General features: G+C 39.7%; 23 protein-coding genes. 1 reads left to right on the top strand and 22 read right to left on the bottom strand.

Going from position 1 to position 21,034, the window contains the following annotated elements; translation table 11 throughout:
• Positions 1-110: 110 nt before the first annotated feature.
• The 18 genes from J2S11_RS20665 to acpS form a co-directional block, all read right to left on the bottom strand.
• Positions 111-2,273, bottom strand: coding sequence for a Tex family protein (locus J2S11_RS20665; RefSeq protein WP_307397900.1), 2,163 nt, complete (start codon positions 2,271-2,273; stop codon positions 111-113).
• 260 nt (positions 2,274-2,533) lie between these two features.
• Positions 2,534-3,133 (bottom strand): SpoIIE family protein phosphatase, encoded by a 600-nt coding sequence (locus J2S11_RS20660; RefSeq protein ID WP_307397871.1) that lies wholly within the window; start codon positions 3,131-3,133, stop codon positions 2,534-2,536.
• Entirely contained in the window at positions 3,134-3,922 is a 789-nt protein-coding gene (sigB, locus tag J2S11_RS20655; RefSeq protein ID WP_307397870.1) for an RNA polymerase sigma factor SigB, read from the bottom strand.
• Positions 3,888-4,364 (bottom strand): anti-sigma B factor RsbW, encoded by a 477-nt coding sequence (rsbW, locus tag J2S11_RS20650; RefSeq protein WP_307397868.1) that lies wholly within the window; start codon positions 4,362-4,364, stop codon positions 3,888-3,890. The genes sigB and rsbW overlap by 35 nt, the downstream gene beginning before the upstream one ends.
• Complete coding sequence (locus J2S11_RS20645) at positions 4,361-4,690, bottom strand: STAS domain-containing protein (RefSeq protein ID WP_307397865.1); 330 nt, start codon at positions 4,688-4,690, stop codon at positions 4,361-4,363. The genes rsbW and J2S11_RS20645 overlap by 4 nt, the downstream gene beginning before the upstream one ends.
• A gap of 156 nt (positions 4,691-4,846) precedes the next feature.
• Positions 4,847-5,872 carry a PP2C family protein-serine/threonine phosphatase gene (locus tag J2S11_RS20640; protein WP_307397864.1) on the bottom strand — a complete coding sequence of 342 codons (1,026 nt, stop codon included), beginning with the start codon at positions 5,870-5,872 and terminating at the stop codon, positions 4,847-4,849.
• A gap of 46 nt (positions 5,873-5,918) precedes the next feature.
• The gene (locus J2S11_RS20635; RefSeq protein ID WP_307397863.1) at positions 5,919-6,323 is read right to left on the bottom strand and encodes an anti-sigma regulatory factor; all 405 of its coding nucleotides are present in this window, start codon (positions 6,321-6,323) and stop codon (positions 5,919-5,921) included.
• Positions 6,324-6,326: 3 nt separating this feature from the next.
• Entirely contained in the window at positions 6,327-6,686 is a 360-nt protein-coding gene (locus J2S11_RS20630) for an STAS domain-containing protein (RefSeq protein ID WP_307397898.1), read from the bottom strand.
• Positions 6,679-7,518 carry an STAS domain-containing protein gene (locus tag J2S11_RS20625; RefSeq protein WP_307397861.1) on the bottom strand — a complete coding sequence of 280 codons (840 nt, stop codon included), beginning with the start codon at positions 7,516-7,518 and terminating at the stop codon, positions 6,679-6,681. The genes J2S11_RS20630 and J2S11_RS20625 overlap by 8 nt, the downstream gene beginning before the upstream one ends.
• A gap of 28 nt (positions 7,519-7,546) precedes the next feature.
• The gene (locus tag J2S11_RS20620; protein ID WP_307397859.1) at positions 7,547-8,821 is read right to left on the bottom strand and encodes a hypothetical protein; all 1,275 of its coding nucleotides are present in this window, start codon (positions 8,819-8,821) and stop codon (positions 7,547-7,549) included.
• A gap of 54 nt (positions 8,822-8,875) precedes the next feature.
• A complete protein-coding gene (locus tag J2S11_RS20615; protein WP_307397858.1) occupies positions 8,876-10,198 on the bottom strand; it encodes a coiled-coil domain-containing protein in 1,323 nt (440 codons plus the stop codon).
• Positions 10,191-11,393 carry a DUF58 domain-containing protein gene (locus J2S11_RS20610; protein WP_307397856.1) on the bottom strand — a complete coding sequence of 401 codons (1,203 nt, stop codon included), beginning with the start codon at positions 11,391-11,393 and terminating at the stop codon, positions 10,191-10,193. The genes J2S11_RS20615 and J2S11_RS20610 overlap by 8 nt, the downstream gene beginning before the upstream one ends.
• The gene (locus J2S11_RS20605; protein ID WP_307397854.1) at positions 11,390-12,349 is read right to left on the bottom strand and encodes an AAA family ATPase; all 960 of its coding nucleotides are present in this window, start codon (positions 12,347-12,349) and stop codon (positions 11,390-11,392) included. The genes J2S11_RS20610 and J2S11_RS20605 overlap by 4 nt, the downstream gene beginning before the upstream one ends.
• A gap of 244 nt (positions 12,350-12,593) precedes the next feature.
• On the bottom strand, positions 12,594-12,944 hold the full coding sequence (locus J2S11_RS20600) for a type II toxin-antitoxin system PemK/MazF family toxin (protein ID WP_307397852.1): 351 nt from the start codon (positions 12,942-12,944) through the stop codon (positions 12,594-12,596).
• 3 nt (positions 12,945-12,947) lie between these two features.
• Positions 12,948-13,199: a CopG family ribbon-helix-helix protein gene (locus tag J2S11_RS20595; protein WP_307397897.1), complete on the bottom strand. Its 252-nt coding sequence runs from the start codon at positions 13,197-13,199 to the stop codon at positions 12,948-12,950.
• A gap of 277 nt (positions 13,200-13,476) precedes the next feature.
• On the bottom strand, positions 13,477-14,646 hold the full coding sequence (alr, locus tag J2S11_RS20590; protein WP_307397850.1) for an alanine racemase: 1,170 nt from the start codon (positions 14,644-14,646) through the stop codon (positions 13,477-13,479).
• 182 nt (positions 14,647-14,828) lie between these two features.
• Positions 14,829-15,836 (bottom strand): LolA family protein, encoded by a 1,008-nt coding sequence (locus J2S11_RS20585; RefSeq protein WP_307397848.1) that lies wholly within the window; start codon positions 15,834-15,836, stop codon positions 14,829-14,831.
• A 100-nt stretch (positions 15,837-15,936) separates the two neighbouring features.
• Positions 15,937-16,311, bottom strand: a complete 375-nt coding sequence (gene acpS / locus J2S11_RS20580; RefSeq protein WP_307397847.1) for a holo-ACP synthase — start codon at positions 16,309-16,311, stop codon at positions 15,937-15,939.
• Between the two features lie 69 nt (positions 16,312-16,380).
• Between acpS and J2S11_RS20575 the strand changes: the two genes are divergently transcribed.
• Positions 16,381-16,980 carry a rhomboid family intramembrane serine protease gene (locus J2S11_RS20575; RefSeq protein WP_307397846.1) on the top strand — a complete coding sequence of 200 codons (600 nt, stop codon included), beginning with the start codon at positions 16,381-16,383 and terminating at the stop codon, positions 16,978-16,980.
• 114 nt (positions 16,981-17,094) lie between these two features.
• On the opposite strand, the gene J2S11_RS20570 is transcribed toward J2S11_RS20575, so the two are convergent.
• Genes J2S11_RS20570 through J2S11_RS20555 form a run of 4 tightly spaced genes read right to left on the bottom strand, consistent with a single transcriptional unit; the run spans position 17,095 to position 20,960 of the window.
• On the bottom strand, positions 17,095-18,060 hold the full coding sequence (locus J2S11_RS20570) for an ABC transporter ATP-binding protein (RefSeq protein WP_307397845.1): 966 nt from the start codon (positions 18,058-18,060) through the stop codon (positions 17,095-17,097).
• Positions 18,057-19,040 carry an ABC transporter ATP-binding protein gene (locus J2S11_RS20565; protein ID WP_307397844.1) on the bottom strand — a complete coding sequence of 328 codons (984 nt, stop codon included), beginning with the start codon at positions 19,038-19,040 and terminating at the stop codon, positions 18,057-18,059. The genes J2S11_RS20570 and J2S11_RS20565 overlap by 4 nt, the downstream gene beginning before the upstream one ends.
• 13 nt (positions 19,041-19,053) lie before the next feature.
• The gene (gene opp4C, locus J2S11_RS20560) at positions 19,054-19,983 is read right to left on the bottom strand and encodes an oligopeptide ABC transporter permease (protein WP_307397842.1); all 930 of its coding nucleotides are present in this window, start codon (positions 19,981-19,983) and stop codon (positions 19,054-19,056) included.
• 14 nt (positions 19,984-19,997) lie between these two features.
• The gene (locus tag J2S11_RS20555) at positions 19,998-20,960 is read right to left on the bottom strand and encodes an ABC transporter permease (protein ID WP_307397840.1); all 963 of its coding nucleotides are present in this window, start codon (positions 20,958-20,960) and stop codon (positions 19,998-20,000) included.
• Positions 20,961-21,034: the final 74 nt, after the last annotated feature.

The raw sequence follows: 21,034 nt of genomic DNA, 5'->3' as shown, positions 1-21,034 counted from the left end.
ATTGGTAAGCTAGCACATGATCTAAACATTCCATCAAAAACCTTAATCAGAAGATGGATTCATGATGAACTTAGCTTTTGTCTTCACTTTACTTATTAATATCCTGTTTGTTAACCCTCTGTTGGGGAAAGCATGGATAAGCCTACACGACCACGTTGATGATCAATCTGAATCACCCAAACAGTGACAATATCTCCTACCGATACAATATCTAATGGATGAGATACGTATCGCTTACTTAACTTAGAAATATGAACTAAACCATCATTTTTCAAGCCAATGTCCACGAAGGCTCCAAAATCGACAACGTTACGTACAGTTCCTTCAAGCTGCATACCTTCTTTAAGGTCATCCAGATTTAGCACATCTTTCATCAATAAAGGTTTAGCTAGTTGATCCCTTGGATCTCTCCTTGGCTTTTGGAGAGCTTCTATAATATCCGTAAGTGTTGGAATACCTATTTCTAATTGTTCAGCCCATTTATTAGTTTGAATCGCTGAGAGCGCTTGTACAAGCTCCTGAGAGCCTATCTGTTCTTTGGAGAAACCCAGACCATCTATAAAACGTTCCGCATCTTTATAGGACTCTGGATGAATAGGCGTTTGATCGAATGGATCCTGGCCATCAAATATACGTAAAAAGCCTACTGCCTGCTCATACGTTTTAGCACCTAAACGAGGAACCTTAAGAAGGTCCTTGCGCTTGGAGAAGGTTCCTTGCTCTTCTCTATGCTTCACGATTTGGTTAGCGACAGATTTATTAAGTCCTGATACATATTGAAGTAAGGAAACAGACGCGGTATTCACATCTACACCTACCTGGTTCACCGCACTCTCTACTACAAACGTTAGACTGTCACTCAAATAGGTTTGTGTAACATCATGCTGATACTGCCCTACTCCTATGGATTTAGGATCAATTTTTACAAGCTCTGCTAGAGGATCCTGCAAACGTCTGGCAATTGAAATAGCGCTGCGTTCAGCTACATCCAGCTGCGGGAACTCTTCTTTAGCAAGAGGAGAAGCCGAATATACGCTAGCCCCCGCCTCGTTAATTATAATGTATGATAAGTCAGCTTGGCTGCTTTCCTGAATAATATCAGCTACGAATTGCTCTGTTTCTCTAGAAGCTGTACCATTTCCAATAGCTATGATATCAATTGGATATTGCTGCAGAAGATCTCTGACCTTCTTTTTCGCCTCCAAAACTTTATTATGAGGAGGTGTAGGGTAAACAACACCCACTTCAAGCATCTTCCCTGTAGGGTCGATGACGCCTAGCTTACAGCCTGTACGGAAGGCCGGATCAACACCCAATACATATTTGCCCCGGACAGGTGGCTGTAATAATAGAGCCTTTAGATTCTTAGAGAAGATTTGGATCGCCTGCTCCTCTGCCTTTTCCGTCAATTCTCGGCGAACATCTCTTTCAATGGATGGGGCAATCAAACGTTTATAGCTATCTTCTACTGCTTGGCGTACAAACATAGCAGACGGTGAGGCATCCTGTTTGACCCATTCCTTATGAAGCTTCATTGTGATTTCTTCGGTAGGTGCTGAGATATCGAGCTTCAAGATCTCTTCTTTTTCTCCTCGATTCATTGCTAAAATACGATGGGGAACCACCTTGCTGACAGGCTCGTGATAATCATAATACATTTCATATGTATTTTTTCCGTCTTCTTCTTCATTTTTTTGCTTAGCTATTAACGACCCTTTGCGATAGGTCAGATCACGAATCCATTGTCTAGCTTGAGGATCATCAGAAACAAGCTCCGCGATAATATCCATAGCACCCTGTAATGCCGCCTCAACACTCTCCACCTGCAGCTTTTCTGAAAGGTAGCGCCCAGCCTCTTCCTCTGGAGCTGACATAGAAAAAGTTAGAAGCCACTGCGCTAATGGCTCGAGTCCTTTTTCTTTTGCCATAGTTGCCTTGGTTCTTCTTTTTTGCTTATAGGGACGGTAATAGTCCTCTACCTCTTGGAGCTTTTTAGCGGACGAAATTTGTTCTTGTAGCTCTTCCGTAAGCTTTCCCTGCTCCGAAATTAAGCGGAGAACTTCTTCCTTACGTTGAGCCAGTCCTCTTAAATATTGTAGCCGTTCCTCAATCCCTCTAACCTGCTCTTCATCTAAGCCTCCCGTCATCTCTTTCCGATAACGTGAGATGAAAGGCACGGTGTTCCCATCATCCAATAAGCTAACTGTTGTTTGAATAGATTTCTGAGTGAGCTTAAGCTCTTGAACGAGCTGCTCCATGATTTGCTGTTCCATGACTTTTGCTTCAAGTATAGTTTCTGTCACTTCTGTTCCTCCTAAACCGTTCAATATCCCCTATATAACACATATCAAAAACATGTATAAAACAGTATTCGCTTTCCATCTATTATTTCCTTGTATAGGACAGAAAAAACAAGGAAATGAACCTGAGCAAATAAAAATAGACGTGCTGTCACATGTCCAACATCGCCTATCTATCTACTCATGACCATATAAACCATTTTTAATGTCCATCTATGACCACATGTTCACCCCTACATAAGGGCACGACCTGTTATAATCGTCAAGTCATCGGCAAAATACTTGTGATTTCCGTACAACTCACTGATAATCACATCTGGTTTTTGATTTTTTCTCAAATCAAAAAATGCTCGATTAAGCTCTACACCATCTGAAAAAAGTGTGAAGGTAGTTCCTTTGGAATAAGGCATGGTCTGACCCTGAACATCAATCATTCTTCCATTTAAAAAACCTGGCTTGGAAACAGTTCTAAACATTTTTTGATTAGGAGTATAGAAATAGCCTTGAATATTCCCTATTCCTGCAAAAGTGATACTAGAATGCTGATAATCGACTTTCATTACACCAGCTACGGCGCCACGCGTTGAAGCTAACGTTCGATTACACTCCTGCAAGATGAGATGAACAGGCAAATGATGCTGTTGAGTAAAGCATCGTACAGCTTGATCAGCCGCCTTTTTTGCTTCCTCTCCACTACCTAACCCATCTGCAATCCCTAAAAAGAGATAGCTTTCAGTCTCCTCAATCACGTAGGCATCTCCACAGACGGCCTGCCCGCCTTTAGAACGTTGAAATACGGCAATTTCTGCTTTCTCTAAATCCAAAACTTTCATCTATAATATCAGCTCCGAATTTTCTGCCTTCAATGCTGCTTTTAGCTTCTGTAGAGCCTTCCTTTGCAGTCTAGATACGTGCATTTGAGAAATATCCAGCTGATCACCGGTTTCCTGTTGACTTAAGCCTTTGAAGAATGTGTAATGAAGTATCATTTTTTCTCTTTCGGACAGAACCTTGAATACCTTATCTAATAGTAGCCTTTGATTGATTTGATCAAAGCCTGCATCCTGTTCACCCATAATATCAAGAAGTGTCATTGTGCCCCCTTCTTGATCTGCTTCTATCGTTGAATCTACAGACAGCGCCTGATAGCTTTTACTCATCTCAAGTGTCTCTAAAACTTCCTCTGTAGTGGTTCCAAGATACTCGGCTATCTCATCAGGTGTTGGAGAGCGTTGAAGCTGATTTGTAAGCTCTTCTAAGGTTCGCTTTATTTTCGGCCCCAGCTCTTTAATCCTGCGAGGAACATGAACACTCCATGTTTTGTCACGCAAATATCGTTTGATTTCCCCTACAATGGTTGGTACCGCAAAGCTCTCAAACGTTCTACCGATTGACGTGTCGAAGCGTGCTAAGGCTCCAAGTAGACCAATCATTCCAACCTGAGATAAGTCCTCATATTGATCTTGATTACGAGAAAATTTACGTGCTAGGGTTTGAACCAAGCTTTCATAATGAAGAACCAATTTTGTTTTGATTTCTTCAGAGGGATTTGTTTGGAATTCTTTGATCCAATCTAGCACATCGTTTTTATTGTGATGAGGTTGTTTTGAATGATTGTTCATCACTCTCCACCTCGTTCCCCCGTTTAAATTTGGTCATGGATATCACAACCCCACCGTCGCCAGTAATTTGAACATCATCCATCAAGCTTTCAATAAGGAACAAGCCCAAACCACCTTCTGTGATAGAGTCAATGGATTGAGTATGGTCGATTGGCTTTAGGTTTAAACGAGTTTTTTCTAGATCAAAGCTCTGTCCATGATCCATAACCATTATCTCAAGGCGATCGTCGTAACCCGTACACCCGATAATAATTTTCCCGTCGCCACCTTCATAAGCGTGCAAAGTTGCATTTGTACAAGCTTCAGCTACAGCAAGCTTGATATCTTCGATGTCATCCATAGAAAATCCAAATCGACTAGCTACTCCCGAAATGAGCAAGCGTACCACACCAACATATTCCGGCTTAGCAGGTATTTTGAGCTCTACAAAATCCTGATTCATGATTGGCCCTCCTGTACTCCGTTTATTTCTACTAAGGCAGAGAGTCCTGTAATAGAAAAAAGTCTTTGAAGTCTTTCATTAGCATGCTGTAATGTAATTTCACTATTGTGATTTTTAGCTGTTTTCAAAGCTCCTATTATCGTCCCAAGTCCAGAGCTATCCATAAATTCAACTTGGGCTAAATCGACAATGATTTTATGCTCATTTTGTTCAACTAGTGGGAAGAGCTGACTTTTCAATTGCGGTGCTGTATAGACATCAACTTCTCCAATTAAATACACAATAGATTTATTTCCTTGAGTGCTTAGCTTTATTTCAAGATTCATATTAAACCCTCCGTGCCTTATTAAGATGTCTATTATATACCCACACCGAGCTTAGTTTAAACTAGAATCCATACTGGCATATTATGGATAATTATAAGTTTACTAATCTGTTGGATTTTGGTTCAGCACACTTATAGTAATCTTGCGTTATTTACCCTATGCTGACCTTTTGATGACAACAATGGTTTGGTCGTCCTGTAATTCAAAATCGGACAGCTTAAGAAGCTGCTTGTGTATAGAATCGGCCATCTCTTGAGCAGGTAAATGTTTGTACTCGTTAAAGAGCTCTTTAATCTCATCTCTTTCAATAAATCGTTCTTCTTCGACTCTAATTTCAGTCAAACCATCCGTAAATAGAATAATAATATCGTTTGGCTGTACTTCGATGGATTGCTCCTGATACGTAGCTTCATGAGTTAAACCAAGTACAGGTCCCTTTGCTTCAAGGTCATAAAATTGGTCATCTTGAGCAGAATAATATAGGCTTGGCTCGTGTCCAGCTGATGCGTAACGAAACACATGATCACTAAAGCAGTATGTTCCGTATACCATGGTCACGAACATATTAATATCAATATTTTTTTCTACAACTCGATTAATGCTTGATAGTAGGGTATGAGGGTCTAATGGGTGATCAACCAAGCTCTCAATCGCATATTTGATTAATGACATACATAATGCTGCTGGAATTCCTTTTCCGATAATATCGGCCACAGCTAGACAAAGATACCCACTATTATCAACAAACACATGGTAATAATCACCACTCATTCTCTTAGCTGCTACGCTACATATCCCTAGCTCTAAATCGCTGGGAATGGATGATGGTATAGGAGGAAGTAAGGTTTGTTGCATTTTAGCGGCGATCTCAATCTCAGATTGAAGTTGAATTTGCTTTTCTCTTAAGCTGACATGCTCGCGATACTGAATGCCATAGCCAATCATAATCTCTAATAGAAAGTCGAAGGATTGGAGAACTTCTGGCTGTATGTTTAAAAAATCTTTTTTAATACTTTCAATATGAAAGCCCACAATCTCTTCAGGAGACACGCCTTTATCAATCATGCTCTTACTAAGCTGCTGGGCATTGTATAGTGCATCTTCTGAACCATGCTGGATATATTGGTGAAGCATTTGAGCATACCGATCACTAACTTTTTTTTCTTTTGTTTGTTTATCCACCCTATTACCTCCTTCCCGTCAAATTTCAATATTTATAGTAGACTCCCTACCTTAACCACTTAATTGATATAATTTCGGTTCCATTGCCTACCTCTGAAGTAATTTCGAATGTATCCATCAGACGCTTAACTCCTGGTAGACCTGCGCCTAATCCTCCTGATGTAGTAAATCCATCCTGCAATACCTGTTGGAGGTCACTTATCCCTGGTCCATTATCACTTGCTTGTATGCGTAAACCTATACGACCACCTTCCTGAATAATAGATATTATAATAACGCCTTTTTTAGCATATAGGTAAATATTTCTCGCTAGTTCTGAGATAGCCGTCGCTATTCTGGCCTGATCGACTTCTCCGAAGCCCATTTCCTTGGCCATTGTCCTCCCAGATTGTCTTGCTGCAACAATATCTAGTTCAGCCTCCACTTCAACACAGGATGATTGGTCGCTCACTGTTTAGCCCTCCAATTCCTGTTTCAGCTTGGATAACCCTTGCTCTAAATTAAGCGCTGTAAGGACACCCTCCATTGAAATGCCTAAGTCTATTAAAGTAATCGCTACCGCTGGTCTAATTCCAGTGATGACAACTTTGGCTCCCATTAAATCTGCCATTTGGATCACATCACCTAGCACTTTAGCAATAAAACTATCAATTAGAGTTACAGAGGTAAGGTCAATGACTACCCCTTTAGCTCCAGTATCTCGTATCCTATTTAACAAATCCTCCTGAAAGGATAGAGCGGTTTGGTCATCTAACTCAATTTGAATAGAAGCTAAAAGATATTGTTCTAGCTTCAAAATAGGTATTCTATTCATCATCGCTAGCACCCTCTTTTAAATCTACAATTTTACGATTGGTCATGGCCAGAGCTTCAGCCATCCCTTTCCTCAAGGAACTAGTGGTTCTAAATTTCCCTAGCTGAATACCAAGATTCACGATTGTCTGCGCAATTTCAGGTCGAATCCCTACTAGAATCGCTTCAGATCCTACTAATCGTACAGCGTCTGAGGCTTGGATCAAGTGATGCGCTACCATTGTATCTACTACAGGCACTCCTGTAATGTCAATGAGTACAACCTGAGATTCAAACTTAATCACACCGGATAAAAGATTTTCCATAATTAATTTAGCACGGTCGGTATCAATCGTACCAACTAACGGCATAACACTAATCCCTTCGAATACAGGAATTAATGGAGCAGTTAGCTCCTTTAGAGCTAGTTTTTGTAAGGTGTCAACCTTTTCCCATGATCCCGTATACAGGGTAATTAGCTGATCAATCACAGGATCAACCCAACGTTGCACCTCGCTATAAATATTAACAGGTGAGCTTTGGATCTCCTTATCTTGAGATAGCTCTTCAATCAATACTTTCTTAAAAACCTGCAGCCCTTTAGTTAAATGCTGCAAAGGCCACCCTTGCTGGATTTGCTCATTCGCAAAATTTTCGATATGCAATAGAGGGTTGTCTTCACTCACATAGCTATCTGCCAATACACGTATAAACGCTTCATTCATTGCATCGTAGCGATCATTCGACATATGCTGCAAGCGATGCTCCTGTCTATATGCTTGTATTTCCTTCAACCATTTCTCGATCAGTCCATCTTTATTGTCCCGAATAAATTGGATAATACTAGCTTCCATGAACTTTATCCCCTTTACTTGTTTTGTCCTACTCTCTTCCCCTATCATACCTACTTTGTTCAATTTTCGCCAGTTTGAGATTTTTCTTCGCTTGGTTTATTTCTTTTTTGAACCCTTCTATATCTTGTTTTATTACTTCTTGATCACTATATCGTTTTTGTTCATAAAACGTATGAATGCTATCCCACAATGCTGAATCTTCCTTGCTTTCTTCATAACCCATACTCCAGGTTCTTGCTGTATGAGAGGAGGTAATCTTGACCCCTTTGCTCTGTGCATATATTAAAAGATCTTGATATAGTCTCCTCACTTCGTCTTTAGCCCAGTTTACTTTTCTCGAACGATTTTTCATGCCCATGTATTCGGCTGCACGATCAGTCGTACTTTTTTTACCAGCTGCACTTTTTTGTTCTACTCTAGGTTTTATCCAAACATTTAGGGCAATAAGGTACATGCAAAAAAGAACAAAAGCAACCCCAATCAATAGCAAGACAATCATCACACTAGAGCTAGAAAATGCTTCGTTCAATATATTTTCTACTTCTTCTAGCTCTCCCGTAGAGTCTTCCTCGGATTGCCAATCATTATTTAGTGATATGTCTAGATCCATCAGCCAATACATAAAAGACTGTAAGGGCTTTGTACTTAATACCCACATTACAATGAATGCGATGAAGTTCTTTACATATTGAACACCCATCATTAAGTACGGAAGAAAAATAGGAAGACCTGCCCAAGCTAAAGCTAAACAAAGCAGAAAGGACTGGTTCTTTAACCAGTTCCAAAAAGAAATAGGACTATCCTTCACTTTTTCGTAATTATAATAAAAAATACCGAACAGCAATAAACCCAGATTTACCCATAGATAAGGAAGCATAATGGACTGTACTTCCGCATGAGTAAATATGCTTAGAAACAGAAATAGAATAGTCAGAAGGGTCACAAAGGAAAGAAAACGTTTAACAATCGCCTCTACTGTAAAGCTTTGTTCATGGAGTAGCTTTAATCTCCATAAAGGAATAGCTGTTATAATAAAAAGGATGAAAAAGTGAAAAATGTTTACTATGAGACCCATTAGCATCATAAGCAATAATAAGATATATACTAGATGATTCGTCTTAATGTTTTTCTTTTCTCCTAGCCGCAAAGTCAAACTGGCTACTAGATAAATAACTAGCAGCCAAATATATGATTCAAAGCTTAAATACTCAAGCTGTAACAGAGCATAAAGAGTCTGAAGCAGTAACATAAATATAAGCATTTCTTGCGTGTAGGAGATTAGAATGCCGATCATCTTCTTCAAGAATCTTCTCACTCATTTCTGAATATGGTCAGTTTATAATTTATCCCTTTGCTGCTAGTTGCTTCTATCTTTCTTCATCTTCTTTAGTTGTTTTTCTTGCTTCTTCTTTTCTTTATAAAAGAGATCTAGCTCTTTTTTAGCCTTTTTAATCTCTTGTTTATATTCATCCATCTGTTTTTCTTCTACAGGCTGATTGCTATATCTTTGTTGCTCGTAAATAGCATTTACATTGTTCCACAGCTCTTTCGCCTGCTCATTAACCTTAAACTCCTTGCTCCATGAGCGTACAGTCTGGATAGGAGACACAGGTTCTCCCTTCCTCTCAGCTTGTACAAGCAAGGATTGGTACTGTTTTCTAATGTCATCCTCGACCCAATTCACCTTTCGGCTCAGCATTCTCGGTGATTTTGCTTGCTCATGGACTTTTCTACGGTCTCCTGATGTCCTGCCTTCTTGCTTGCTCATAAAGCCTTTCCCTTTCCGTACAAGTAATATAATGAAAAGAATCAGGCAAACTAAAATTAAGGCAAAGAATAGAATACCTACACCAAGGACGACAAAATCAAACCAGTTCCGAACAACCTCTTCAACCACTTCTTCTCCCTCACCAATCTCATAAATGGTCTCTTCTAGCTCAAGTTCTTCTTCTCGAGAAGGTTGCCAACGAGAGTTAGGGAGTAGCCAAGAGAAAAACGCCTGTATCGGGGGTGAAGTAAATAACCAGGATAATCCTTCTGGTATTTTCCTCAAAATAAATTGTACTGCAGGGAGTAAAAAAGAGGTTGCTAAGGCTAACGCTCCGAAACCTAAACCAAGATATAGAAGCAAGGTCTGGCTTTTTAACCACTCCCATATTGTTGATCCCATTTCCTGTTGATTCTTCAGATAACTCCTGTAAAGAAGGCCGGCCACCATCACAATGAATTGGATCCATAAATGAGTCAATAGAAGACTTTGTTCCACATCGATAGTCATTAAACTAACATAGATAAAGCTTATGACTAGGACTCCGACAAACACTGTTAGACGTTTAAGAACATGTTCAGCTTCAAGCTTTAAAGGCAATATGTTAAGCAGTCTCCAACAGAAGAAAGCAGTAATAATAATAAGTACAGCCAAATTAATGTCCCACAATAAGAAACCAATCACACATAAAATGACAGGTAGCACAAGGGCTAAAGCTCTAGAGTTAGGTGCTTTGGCTTTTACACTGAGTAAAAAAGGTACACCAATTATAAAACAAACTCCTGCCCAGCTATAAAAGCTGACTATGGAAAGCTGTTCTTTTACAGAAGTAAGAAGGAGATAAAAGCCAAGGAAAAAGGTCAATACTTCTTGTACGTAATACAACATTGCTGTAAAAATTCTCTTAAGCATAACGCTTCATCTCTCTCCCTACTTTTTGTAACACAAAACCTTCTTTTTCTGTCTGAATGATATATAAGGGGATGCCTTCACGCGCCATCCTCTCTATTAAAGTATTTAAGGAGTCTGATAAATACGGTGTGATTAAAATAAAGATTTTGCCCTCCGTATAGTTCTGATAACCATGATAAACAGCACCCTCAAAGGAAAGTGTTGAAAATATATTAACTTGGGCAAGGTTCTCTAACGTGTAAGATAGATGCTTTGGTCCTTCTCCTGTCTTTATTTGATACACGGCCTTTTGATTCATGGGTCTCATATTTAAGAGAACCTGATAAGGGATGCTCTTGACTGCAGCGTGATGACAGATAGAGGCCACAGCACTAATCGCTCGCTCGATCAGTTCTTCATTCATCCCCATCCAGCGCTCCTCCTGTGACCGTACATTCCCCACAACCACTAGCTCCGTGTGGGCTGTTCGATCTAGAAGCTTCGTATGTAACTCTTGTTTTCGCGCTGTTGTTTTCCAATCAATTCGCTGAAATGGATCCCCGTTTTGATACGTTCTAGCGCCAACAATATACGTTGGATCCTCGTGAGTAAATCGATTCACCGATCGTTCTCCCATAGGGGTACGCTCTAATTGATCGACTCCCACAACAGGCACTACCTTTGGATATATGAGCAATTCATCTCTAGGCAGGATAAACTCTTTCTTTACACTTCCTAATATAAAAGGATCGTTAAAATCTGTTATGAGCTCATGAAGCTGTACAATTCCTCTTTTCTTAGCTACCGCTTCAAATTTATAAGATATTGCTTCTTGTTTGTGCAAAGTAAACGTAGACTCATATTGGTTATGCACTTCTCCTGGATAACCAAACGCATCTAACTCAAGCTTATTCTGCAATTTGAAGGACCATTTCCCTTGAATGGGGAGATTCCCATTATTTTTAAGCTGGAGGGATAATGTAGCCTTCTCACCAGGGAATAACCGATGCAGATTCCATTCTATTTCCATGTCAACAGGCTTATGGACGTAACTCAGATAAAAAAAGACTGTGAGTGTAATCGCAAAAAGAAGTAGCCCTAACAAAAAAAGAAAATCTGCTCCAAATATAGCTCCAAAAATAACGATTGGGGCAGCTAATGAGGTAATCCAGTAGAATCGTGTATTTCGTTCATGCCTTACACGTGTTTGAATCATCTGCCTCCTACCTCTTCTAGCGGAACAGCCACCTCATTGATGATCTCTTGTAAAACATCATGTTCAGTGACATGTAGCTGCGCATCTAAACTTAGCATTAGACGGTGAGCTAGAACCTTTGGAGCCAGGCTTTGGATATCATCTGGAATCACAAAGCTACGCTGCTCCATGTAAGCCTTAGCTTGAGCTGCACGCATGATAGCCAACGTTCCCCTTGGACTAATCCCCACTTCAACTTGGGCATGCTCCCTAGTAGCACGAACAATCTGTAAGAGATACGTCTCTACATCCTCGTTAATAAAAACATCCTTTACTTCTTCCTGCATATCTTGTAATTCCTGAACGGTTATTGCTGAACTTAGTGTAGCTAGAGGCTGCTCCTTCCTAAAGCGCTGTAGAATTTCTCTTTCCTCCTGTAGCTCTGGATACCCTAAGCTTAGCTTCATCAGGAACCTGTCCATCTGCGCTTCTGGTAGAGGAAACGTCCCTTGAGACTCTACAGGGTTTTGAGTAGCTATAACAAAAAAAGGGTTAGGCATCGGGATCGTCTGACCATCGATTGTCACTTGCCTCTCCTCCATGGCTTCTAATAAGCTCGACTGAGATCTTGGAGTAGCACGATTAATTTCATCAGCTAACAAAATATTCGTATGGATGGGTCCTAGACGAAGCTCAAATTGCTGCTCCCTAGGATTATAAAAGTTAATGCCTGTTACATCTGAGGGCAATACGTCTGGAGTAAATTGTATTCTTTTAAACTCTCCCTCTAATGACTTTGCCAACGTCTTAGCCATGACCGTTTTCCCTGTTCCGGGTACATCCTCTAAGAGCACATGTCCATTAGCTAATATGGCGATAATTAATGTATCGATCATGTCCTTCTTCCCAACAATAACTTGGTTCATATTTTCCTGTAATTTAATCAGCTTTGCTTGTTTGTCATTAACTTGATTCATCGTTTCTCCAACAGCTCCTTAGCACTTTTCATTAAACATGAAATATTCTGATTTTTTGGCGTTAATTTATTTTGTTTTTTACTAAAATTCAACAAAAAAGGGCAAATTCCTGCTAGATTTGGAAGTTTGCAAACTAAACTTTTAGGCAAGAATCAACTTATGGTTTAAAAATCTAGATCAAGTGGTATACATAAAAAAAATAAAAAGCCCAACTAAACACATTCTGTTGGACAACTTATTATGGTTAAAAATCTATTAATCCTAAACTAATTTGTATGGCCTCGTCTACTTTAGCCATCATGGCTTCATCAAGATGAGTAATCTTATCTGTTAATCTCTGCTTATCAATCGTTCTAATTTGCTCTAACAGAATGACTGAATCGCGATCAAAGTCATAATCCTTCGCATTGATTTCAACGTGAGTTGGTAGCTTAGCCTTCTGAATCTGAGCTGTAATCGCTGCGACGATGACTGTGGGACTAAATCGGTTGCCAATATCATTTTGTACGATTAATACCGGGCGAACACCACCCTGCTCCGATCCTACTACAGGTGATAAATCCGCGAAATAAACATCGCCACGCTTTACAATCAATCGTTACACCCCGCTTACTAAGCGGTCTAAGGTAAGATCTGCTTCCTCTTCAGCCAAAAAAGCCTCAGAAGCCATATTCAAATTAATGTTCGCCATTTCCATATAGCCTTTTTTCATAATTTCGCGAATATGCCTTTTTTTACGCTCTGTAAGATACATTTTCATGGCTTGCCTAATTAATTCGCTGCGGTTTGAGTTTTCTTTTTCCACGACACCATCCACCTCTTGTAACAAATGCTGGGGAATACTAATCATAATTCGCTTCGTATTCGTATTGGACACCACACGCACCTCCAACAATCACCAGAACCTAAAATCGTCTCATGTCATAACAATTAATATAATACCATTATGTCGATCAAAACACAAAAATATACTTTAAAGCTTCTAATTCGATTAAAAGGGCAGGAATCCTGCTTTTTTAAAAAAATATTTTATAAAATCCTAGCTAAATCTTCTTATTTCTTTCTTCTTTTTTAAAGTATTATTAGCTCCGATTTATGCATACCAAATGATTCTAACACGCTTGAGCTTAGAAAGGCAACCGTTCACCGTACTTGTAATATATTCTAGGAACTCTAGGATGCAGACGACAAGAAATTTCATAATTTATTGTCCCTAAAAGCTGGGCTACTTCATCTATACTAATCTCTTGGTCTCCTTGCCTTCCAATTAAGGTCACTTTCTCGTCACGAGGATAATACTGATCCAGTAACAGCATACATTGATCCATGCATATCCTACCCACCTGTTTTACCCTTCTCCCCTGTATTAAAGCGTAGGACTGGTTAGATAAGCCCCTACTCCAACCATCCGCATATCCAATTGGAAGCGTCCCAATCCAGCTTTCCTGCTCTGTTTTATACGTAACCCCATAGCTTATACCTGCACCTTCTTTGGCCTGTTTGACATGACTTAGACGAGTATGCAAGGAAAGAGCAGGTTTTAAGGGGAAAGGAAATGACTCTTTCATCCCCATTGAAGGATGTAGTCCATACATACTTATTCCTACTCGGACTAAATTAGTCGTAACAATTTCTGGAAAAATTGCTGTTGCTGCGCTATTAGCATCATGGATATATGGTACTAAGATATTTGCTTTCTTTACCAAGGCAAGGTAATCCTGAAATATTTTTTGTTGATTGTTGGTGTAGGATAGATCGTGCTCATCTGCTGTAGCAAAATGTGTATACACACCCTGCCACTTAACATTCACTTTCTTATTTTTAGCCTGCTGATAGTCGCTGATAAAGCGGTTGAGTTCTCCTTCTCCACTTAAACCCATACGTCCCATTCCTGTATCAAGCTTCAGATGAAAGAGTAATTCTGGTGCATCTTGATCGATATACGGCAGAGCTCTTTGCAATGCTTCTACATCATTGAAGGAGATGGTAATTCGATACTTTTGTGCTATAGGAACTCCTTCTTCTGCACAATAGCCAAATTGTAATATTGGAGCATCTATTCCTGCTTCTCTTATCTCTAATGCTTCCTCTAATAGAGCAACACCTAGCCATGTAGCTCCTGCTGCTAAAGCTTCCTTGGCGACAGGAACTGCTCCATGTCCATAGCCATTTGCTTTTACAACGGCCATAAGCTCCTTGTCTTGACTAATATGTTCTCTATAAAAAGATACATTGTGCGCTATTGCTCCTAAATCTATCTCTGCCCATGTTTTTCTATACAGCCCTCTCGTTTGCATTCTTCTATCTCTCCCTTAATCAGGTATAAGCTATTCCATTACTTTTTTCTTTTTTGCTACTATACCATTCTTTCAATTGCAGTGAAATAAAAGATATTTCTAGGAATCTTATCAAAGTAAAAGGATAGGGTTTATCTCCCTATCCTTTAATCACTTTCTTCGTTTTACAGTATTTAGAATTCTTATTTATTCGATTGCCCCATTAAAGACTGAGCTATCGCAGCCATTTCTTCCTCTGGTAGGTTGTCACTGCTTATGAGGAAATCTACACCTTCATAGGTCCAAGCTAAATTTCCATCACCCATAACCCCGACAGTGAAGCCGAGATCAATAATATCGCCAACCTGCATGCTTACATCCTTTGCTTGCGGACGTTCCTGAATGAGATTGAAATGGTAGTTTCCGGCATAACGAAGGATTACTCTAGGAATGCCATGTACCTGAACTTCCTCTTCCTCCACTAATTCTACATTTGTCGGGAGATAGCTTGGGTAGTAAGTACCAAAGCTTCCCTGGTTCTGTTCTTGCTCCTCAGCCATTGTTGGGATGGAATCAATGAGCGCACTTTCCATATTACGCTTCATTTCAAAAGCATCCTCCTCAAACGTAGGATTAGATTCGAAGCTTGTGTAGTCCACTGATACCAGCACATTGAAATTAGCATCTGAAACTTCCAGCTTTACGGGCTTAAGCTCCCTATCTAATGCGATTTTCTGATGGGAAAGCACCTTATTCTGATAATTAGCTGCCACGTCAAACACAAAATTATTTCCTTCTGTACTGAACTTACGGTTCGTATCTGCCAAGATATCTTTAATTAATGACTCATAGAGGTAAACCTGCCCTTGGCTTTGTGGCCAGTCACTTTGGAAACGAAAGCTCTTATTCAGATGTGGGGTGAGGACAAAAACTCCATCATCATTTTTTAAGATAATCTGTGTGATTCCTCTCTCCTTGTTTGTTAGCGCAATTCGATAGTATTCAGGCTTTTTATGCCAAACCTCCACTGTGTAATCCAGAGGCTCCTGTCCTGTGTTCAACACTAGGTTAGCCTCCGCTTTGTAGCTCTGCATAGCATTTAACTGGTCAGCCAGGTCTCCGACCACATCTTCTTCTCCTTTACCTCCACAGGCCACTAGAACGATGGCTAATAGGGTCAGTAAAGATATAAGAAGAATTCGTTTCTTCATGATTATCATCCCCTTCACTAGTTTCACGATTAATATGTATGTCCTAAAAAGGGGATATATGCAGACTAGCATGACAGGCTTTTAATTTTTTTCTTCTGTTCTAGATATTTTGTTGTTCTATAATAACCTGAGCTACAGCATAGTGTTCGCTGTGTGAGATACTTAAATGAAAGATATGATCTGCATGTCTGTTATCATGCCAATGTAGGACAGGTGCTCCAGAGCTTTGTGAGAGGATGGAGACATCCTGTAATGAAAATTGAGCTCCTATACCTGTACCAAGAGCTTTAGAAAGAGCTTCCTTTGCTGCAAATCTACCTGCTATAAATTCTATCTGTCGTTTTCTCGAAAGGGAGCCCCAAATCACTCTTTCTTCCTCAGTAAGGATTCTGTGAACAAGCTTCTCTTGTTGTTGTTCAGTGAGATTACTCATTCTCTCAAGCTCAATGATATCTATGCCTATACCTATAATCATTTTACTCAACTCTTTTCTAGGATTGTGATAGACTACAAAGAGAACTGTCGTTTAATGGAGGTGCTACATTTGTTTATCCGTAATGAAAGAAGCATCAAAGAATTTATGAGACTTTACCCCATCGTATCATGGATTGTGATGATAAATACAGCGATCTTTTTACTGATTCAAGTTCTACCCTTTAACACAATAATGCTTTGGGGACTTGGATACAATGGGCTGATTGCTCAGGGTGAATATTGGAGGATTTTAACACCCATATTTATGCATGCCAGTGTAGGACACTTTGTATTTAATACATTCTCTCTTATTATTTTTGGCCCTGCCTTAGAACGTATACTTAACAAATTCAAGTTTACAATTATCTATTTGCTAACGGGGATTATTGGTAATATAGGAACCTTTGTATTCGAGGGTCCCACGTATAGTCATTTAGGGGCTTCTGGAGCAATCTACGGGCTACTTGGAGTGTATTTCTTTATGAGGTTCCTGCGGAAGGATTTGATTGACCCAGGGTCAGCACAGATTGTCATCATCATTTTAATTATTGGTGCAGCGTATACCGTTATTTCTCCTACTATTAACCTCCTTGCTCACTTATTTGGTTTTGTTGGTGGTGCATTGTTAGCTCCTCTTTTCTTGCCTAAAGAAAGACGTAGATATTTATAGCTTCTTCTCTAATATAGAATAAAGAAAACTATTGTCGGATCATCTAGATTCCAACAATAGTTTATTTTTTAGCAAAAAAGGCAACGGAGACTAGCCCCCTCACCTTTTTGATTATTAAACTAAGTGACAAGCAACAAAGTGATTTCCACCCACGTCACGATACTTCGGAATCTCTTGTCTACAGATATCCTTCGCTATTGGACAGCGAGTATGGAACTTACATCCACTTGGTGGATTAGCTGGACTTGGAATATCTCCTTGTAGTACAATTCTTTCCCTCTTAAGTGTCGGGTCTGGGACTGGAACAGCTGAAAGTAGTGCCTGTGTGTAAGGGTGTAGTGGGTTTCTAAATAGCTCTTCTCTTGAAGCCATTTCTGCCATCGAACCCAAGTACATAACAGCTACTGTATCGCAGATATGTTCCACAACACTTAAATCATGGGAAATAAATAAATAGGATAAGCGTTCCTTTTCACGCAAATCTGTAAGAAGATTGATAATCTGTGCTTGAATGGATACGTCAAGTGCCGATACGGGCTCATCCAACACAATAAAGTCAGGGTTTAAAATAAGTGCTCTTGCTATCCCAACCCTTTGTCTCTGCCCACCTGAGAATTCATGTGGATAGCGATCAATATGATACGGCTGGAGGCCACAAATTTTCAAAACTTCATGCACTCGATCACGCAATTCACTCTTAGAAGTAAGTCCATGATCAAGAAGCGCTTCCCCGATGGAATCCCCGATTCTTAAACGTGGGTTTAAGGAACTAAAAGGATCCTGGAAAACAAGTTGCATTTTAGGGCGTAAGCTTCTTAGCTTGTTTTTAGAAAGTTTGTGTACGTCTACGCCTTCAAAAATGACGTCACCTTCGGTTTTGTCATATAGTCGCACAATAGTACGTCCAACTGTACTCTTACCGCAGCCAGATTCTCCAACCAGACCTAATGTCTCACCTTTTTTCATCGTAAAGCTTATATCATCAACAGCCTTTACATGACCGATGGTCTTCTGAAAAACGCCACCACGAATAGGGAAGTATTTCTTAAGATTATTAACCTCTAAAATTGTTTCACTCATGATGCTCCCTCCCCTTCATATAGCCAGCATGCGACCTTATTTCCTTGCTCATCTGTTTTCAGCTCTGGCTGTTGTTCTCGACAAATATCCATGCAATGCTCACAACGATCATGGAAATGACAATTTTCGCCAAGTTCTACTGGGTTTGGTACATTTCCTGGTATCGTATACAGACGTTCTTGTCTCTGTCCAATAATTGGTTTAGCATTCAAAAGTCCTTGAGTATAAGGGTGGCGAGGATTACTAAATATTTCATTTACAGGTGCTTGCTCAATTACCTTACCCGCGTACATAACTACAACATAGTCAGCCATTTCCGCCACAACACCTAAGTCATGTGTGATCAGCATCATACTCATTTTACGATTTTCTTTAATCTCTCTTAGAATATCTAAGATTTGAGCTTGAATCGTAACATCCAAAGCTGTAGTAGGCTCATCCGCAATTAATAGCTTTGGATCACAGCTTAACGCAATCGCAATCATGATACGCTGACGCATACCACCACTAAGTTCATGTGGATAGCTATTTACAATATCCTTTGCTCTTGGAATTCCAACTAATTCAATCAATTCAATAGCTTTAGCTAATGCTTGTTTCTTAGATAGATATTTGTGTTTAAATAATGGCTCCATAATCTGTTCGCCAATTTTTAACACTGGGTTTAAGGAAGACATTGGCTCCTGGAAAATCATAGCAAACTCATTTCCGCGTAGAAGTTGCATTTCTCCCTCTCTAAGCTTAAGCAAATCTTTACCTTCGAAGAAAATTTCCCCACCCTCAATTTTTCCTGGTGGTGAAGCAATTAAGCGCATTAAGGACATGGCTGTGATACTTTTTCCACAGCCTGATTCTCCTACGACACAAACCGTTTCTCCTTCTCTAATAGCAAAACTGACGTCGTTAACAGCTTTGACCACACCAGCTTCGGTATGGAAATATGTTCTTAGATTCTTGAATTCTACTAAATTATCAGCCATATCTATATTTCCCCTACCTTTTTTGTTTTGGATCAAATGCGTCTCTTAATCCGTCACCAATCAGATTAATGGCTACTACCGTCACCAAAATACACACCCCTGGTGGTACCCAAAGCCATGGACGTCTTTGGAAATCAATCATATTATTGGCCGCAGAAATCATCTCTCCCCAAGACGGAGTTGGTGGTACCACTCCCAAACCAAGGAAGCTTAAGGCGGATTCCAATAGAATTGTACTAGCAACACCTAAGGTACCAGCAACGATAATAATTGGAAGTGTATTAGGAAGTAAGTGCTTAAAAATCTTCTTTCGATCTCGTAAACCAAGAACCTCGTTTGCTAACATAAATTCTTGTTCTTTTAAGCTGAGAATCTGACTTCGAATCATCCTTGACATCGTCATCCAGCTAATAATACCAATAATAAACATAACTAAATATATTCGTTTATCAGGTGGGAACTTTAAATCAGATAACACCGCTCCGAGCAGGATTAAAATAGGTAAAGTAGGGACAGAATAGATTACATCCGCTAATCTCATGAGAAGAGTGTCAACCCATTTACCATAATAACCTGCCAGCAATCCAACCGTTACCCCTATAAGAATAATAATACTTGTTGCAACTACGCCAACTAATAATGACACTTGACCTGCTTCCATCAAGCGAAGCAAAATATCTCGTCCTAATTTATCTGTACCCAGCCAATGATCCGCATCCGGTGGCTTGTTTTGATCCTGTACACTAAGCCTTGCATCCTTATATTCTGAAAAGTACGGACCGATAAAAGAAAAAACAAACATAAATACTACAATAAGAATTCCCACTACAGCAAGTTTGTTTCTAAATAACCTAGCAAAACCTTCACTCCAAATAGATCTAGGCTTTTCTTTTCTTTCTTGTATCTTCTTTGGTTCTTCAATGTTTGCCATATTGTTCGTCATCTTTGTATCCCTCCCTACTTGTGTCTTATCCGCGGATCAGCAACACCATAAAGCACGTCCGCAAGAATATTAGCTACAACTGTAAGAACCGCAAGGAGCATTACAAATGCTAGAACTAACGGATAGTCTCTTTGATGGATTGAGTCTATATAGATTTTACCAATCCCCGGCCAATTAAAAATCCGCTCAGTAATAACGGCTCCAGAGAATAAAGTTGGAAGCTCTAAGGCAAACAACGTAATTAAAGGTAATAAAGCATTACGCAGAGCATGCTTAAATATAACTACTCTTTCTTTCAAACCTTTAGCACGGGCAGTACGAATATAATCCTGCTTAATAACCTCAAGCATGTTCGTTCTAAAATAACGAGTAAGTGACCCGATAGAGACAATGGACATAGCAAAAACAGGTAGGGCCATATGCTTCATAACATCCCAAACGTAAGCTAAGCCAGTGTAATCAGTACCAGTTGTTATCTTTCCACCTAATGGGAAAATCCTATAGTCAACCGCAAACACCTTCAATAGATAAAGTCCTATAAAAAAGGAAGGTAAAGACATAAAAATAAACACAAGCAGAGTAACAACATTATCATAAATCGTATACTGTTTTATAGCTACAAAAACTCCTACTACAGAAGCGACCATCCATTGTACAGCTGTGGCAGCAATTGCTAGAAGGAAGGAATTCCAAATAAATGTTTTAAGAACATTTTCAACAGGTGCTCTGTAATAAAGCGAATGACCAAGCTCTCCTTGCAAAACATTACCTGCCCAAATAACATATCTTTCTGGCAGAGGCTTGTCAAACCCGTAAAGTGCCCTTAGCTCCGCTGCGCGTTCTGCAGTTAAGTCTGGATTCCCTTGAGCGCTAATAAAATCTCCAGGTGCTAGTGAAAAGACGAGGAAAATTAAAATGGATGCACCTATCAGTGTAGGAATACTTTGTAGAAGTCTGCGGATGATGAACTGCTTCATATTCTCCTCCTCATTATATGCACTAAGCTCAGCCAATTTTGGCTGAGCTTAGCAGCAAAGTTAAAGCCAATATA

It is taken from the genome of Bacillus horti, from assembly GCF_030813115.1.
Taxonomy (GTDB): Bacteria; Bacillota; Bacilli; order Caldalkalibacillales; family JCM-10596; genus Bacillus_CH; species Bacillus_CH horti.
This window is presented reverse-complemented; position numbering and strand designations above follow the sequence as displayed.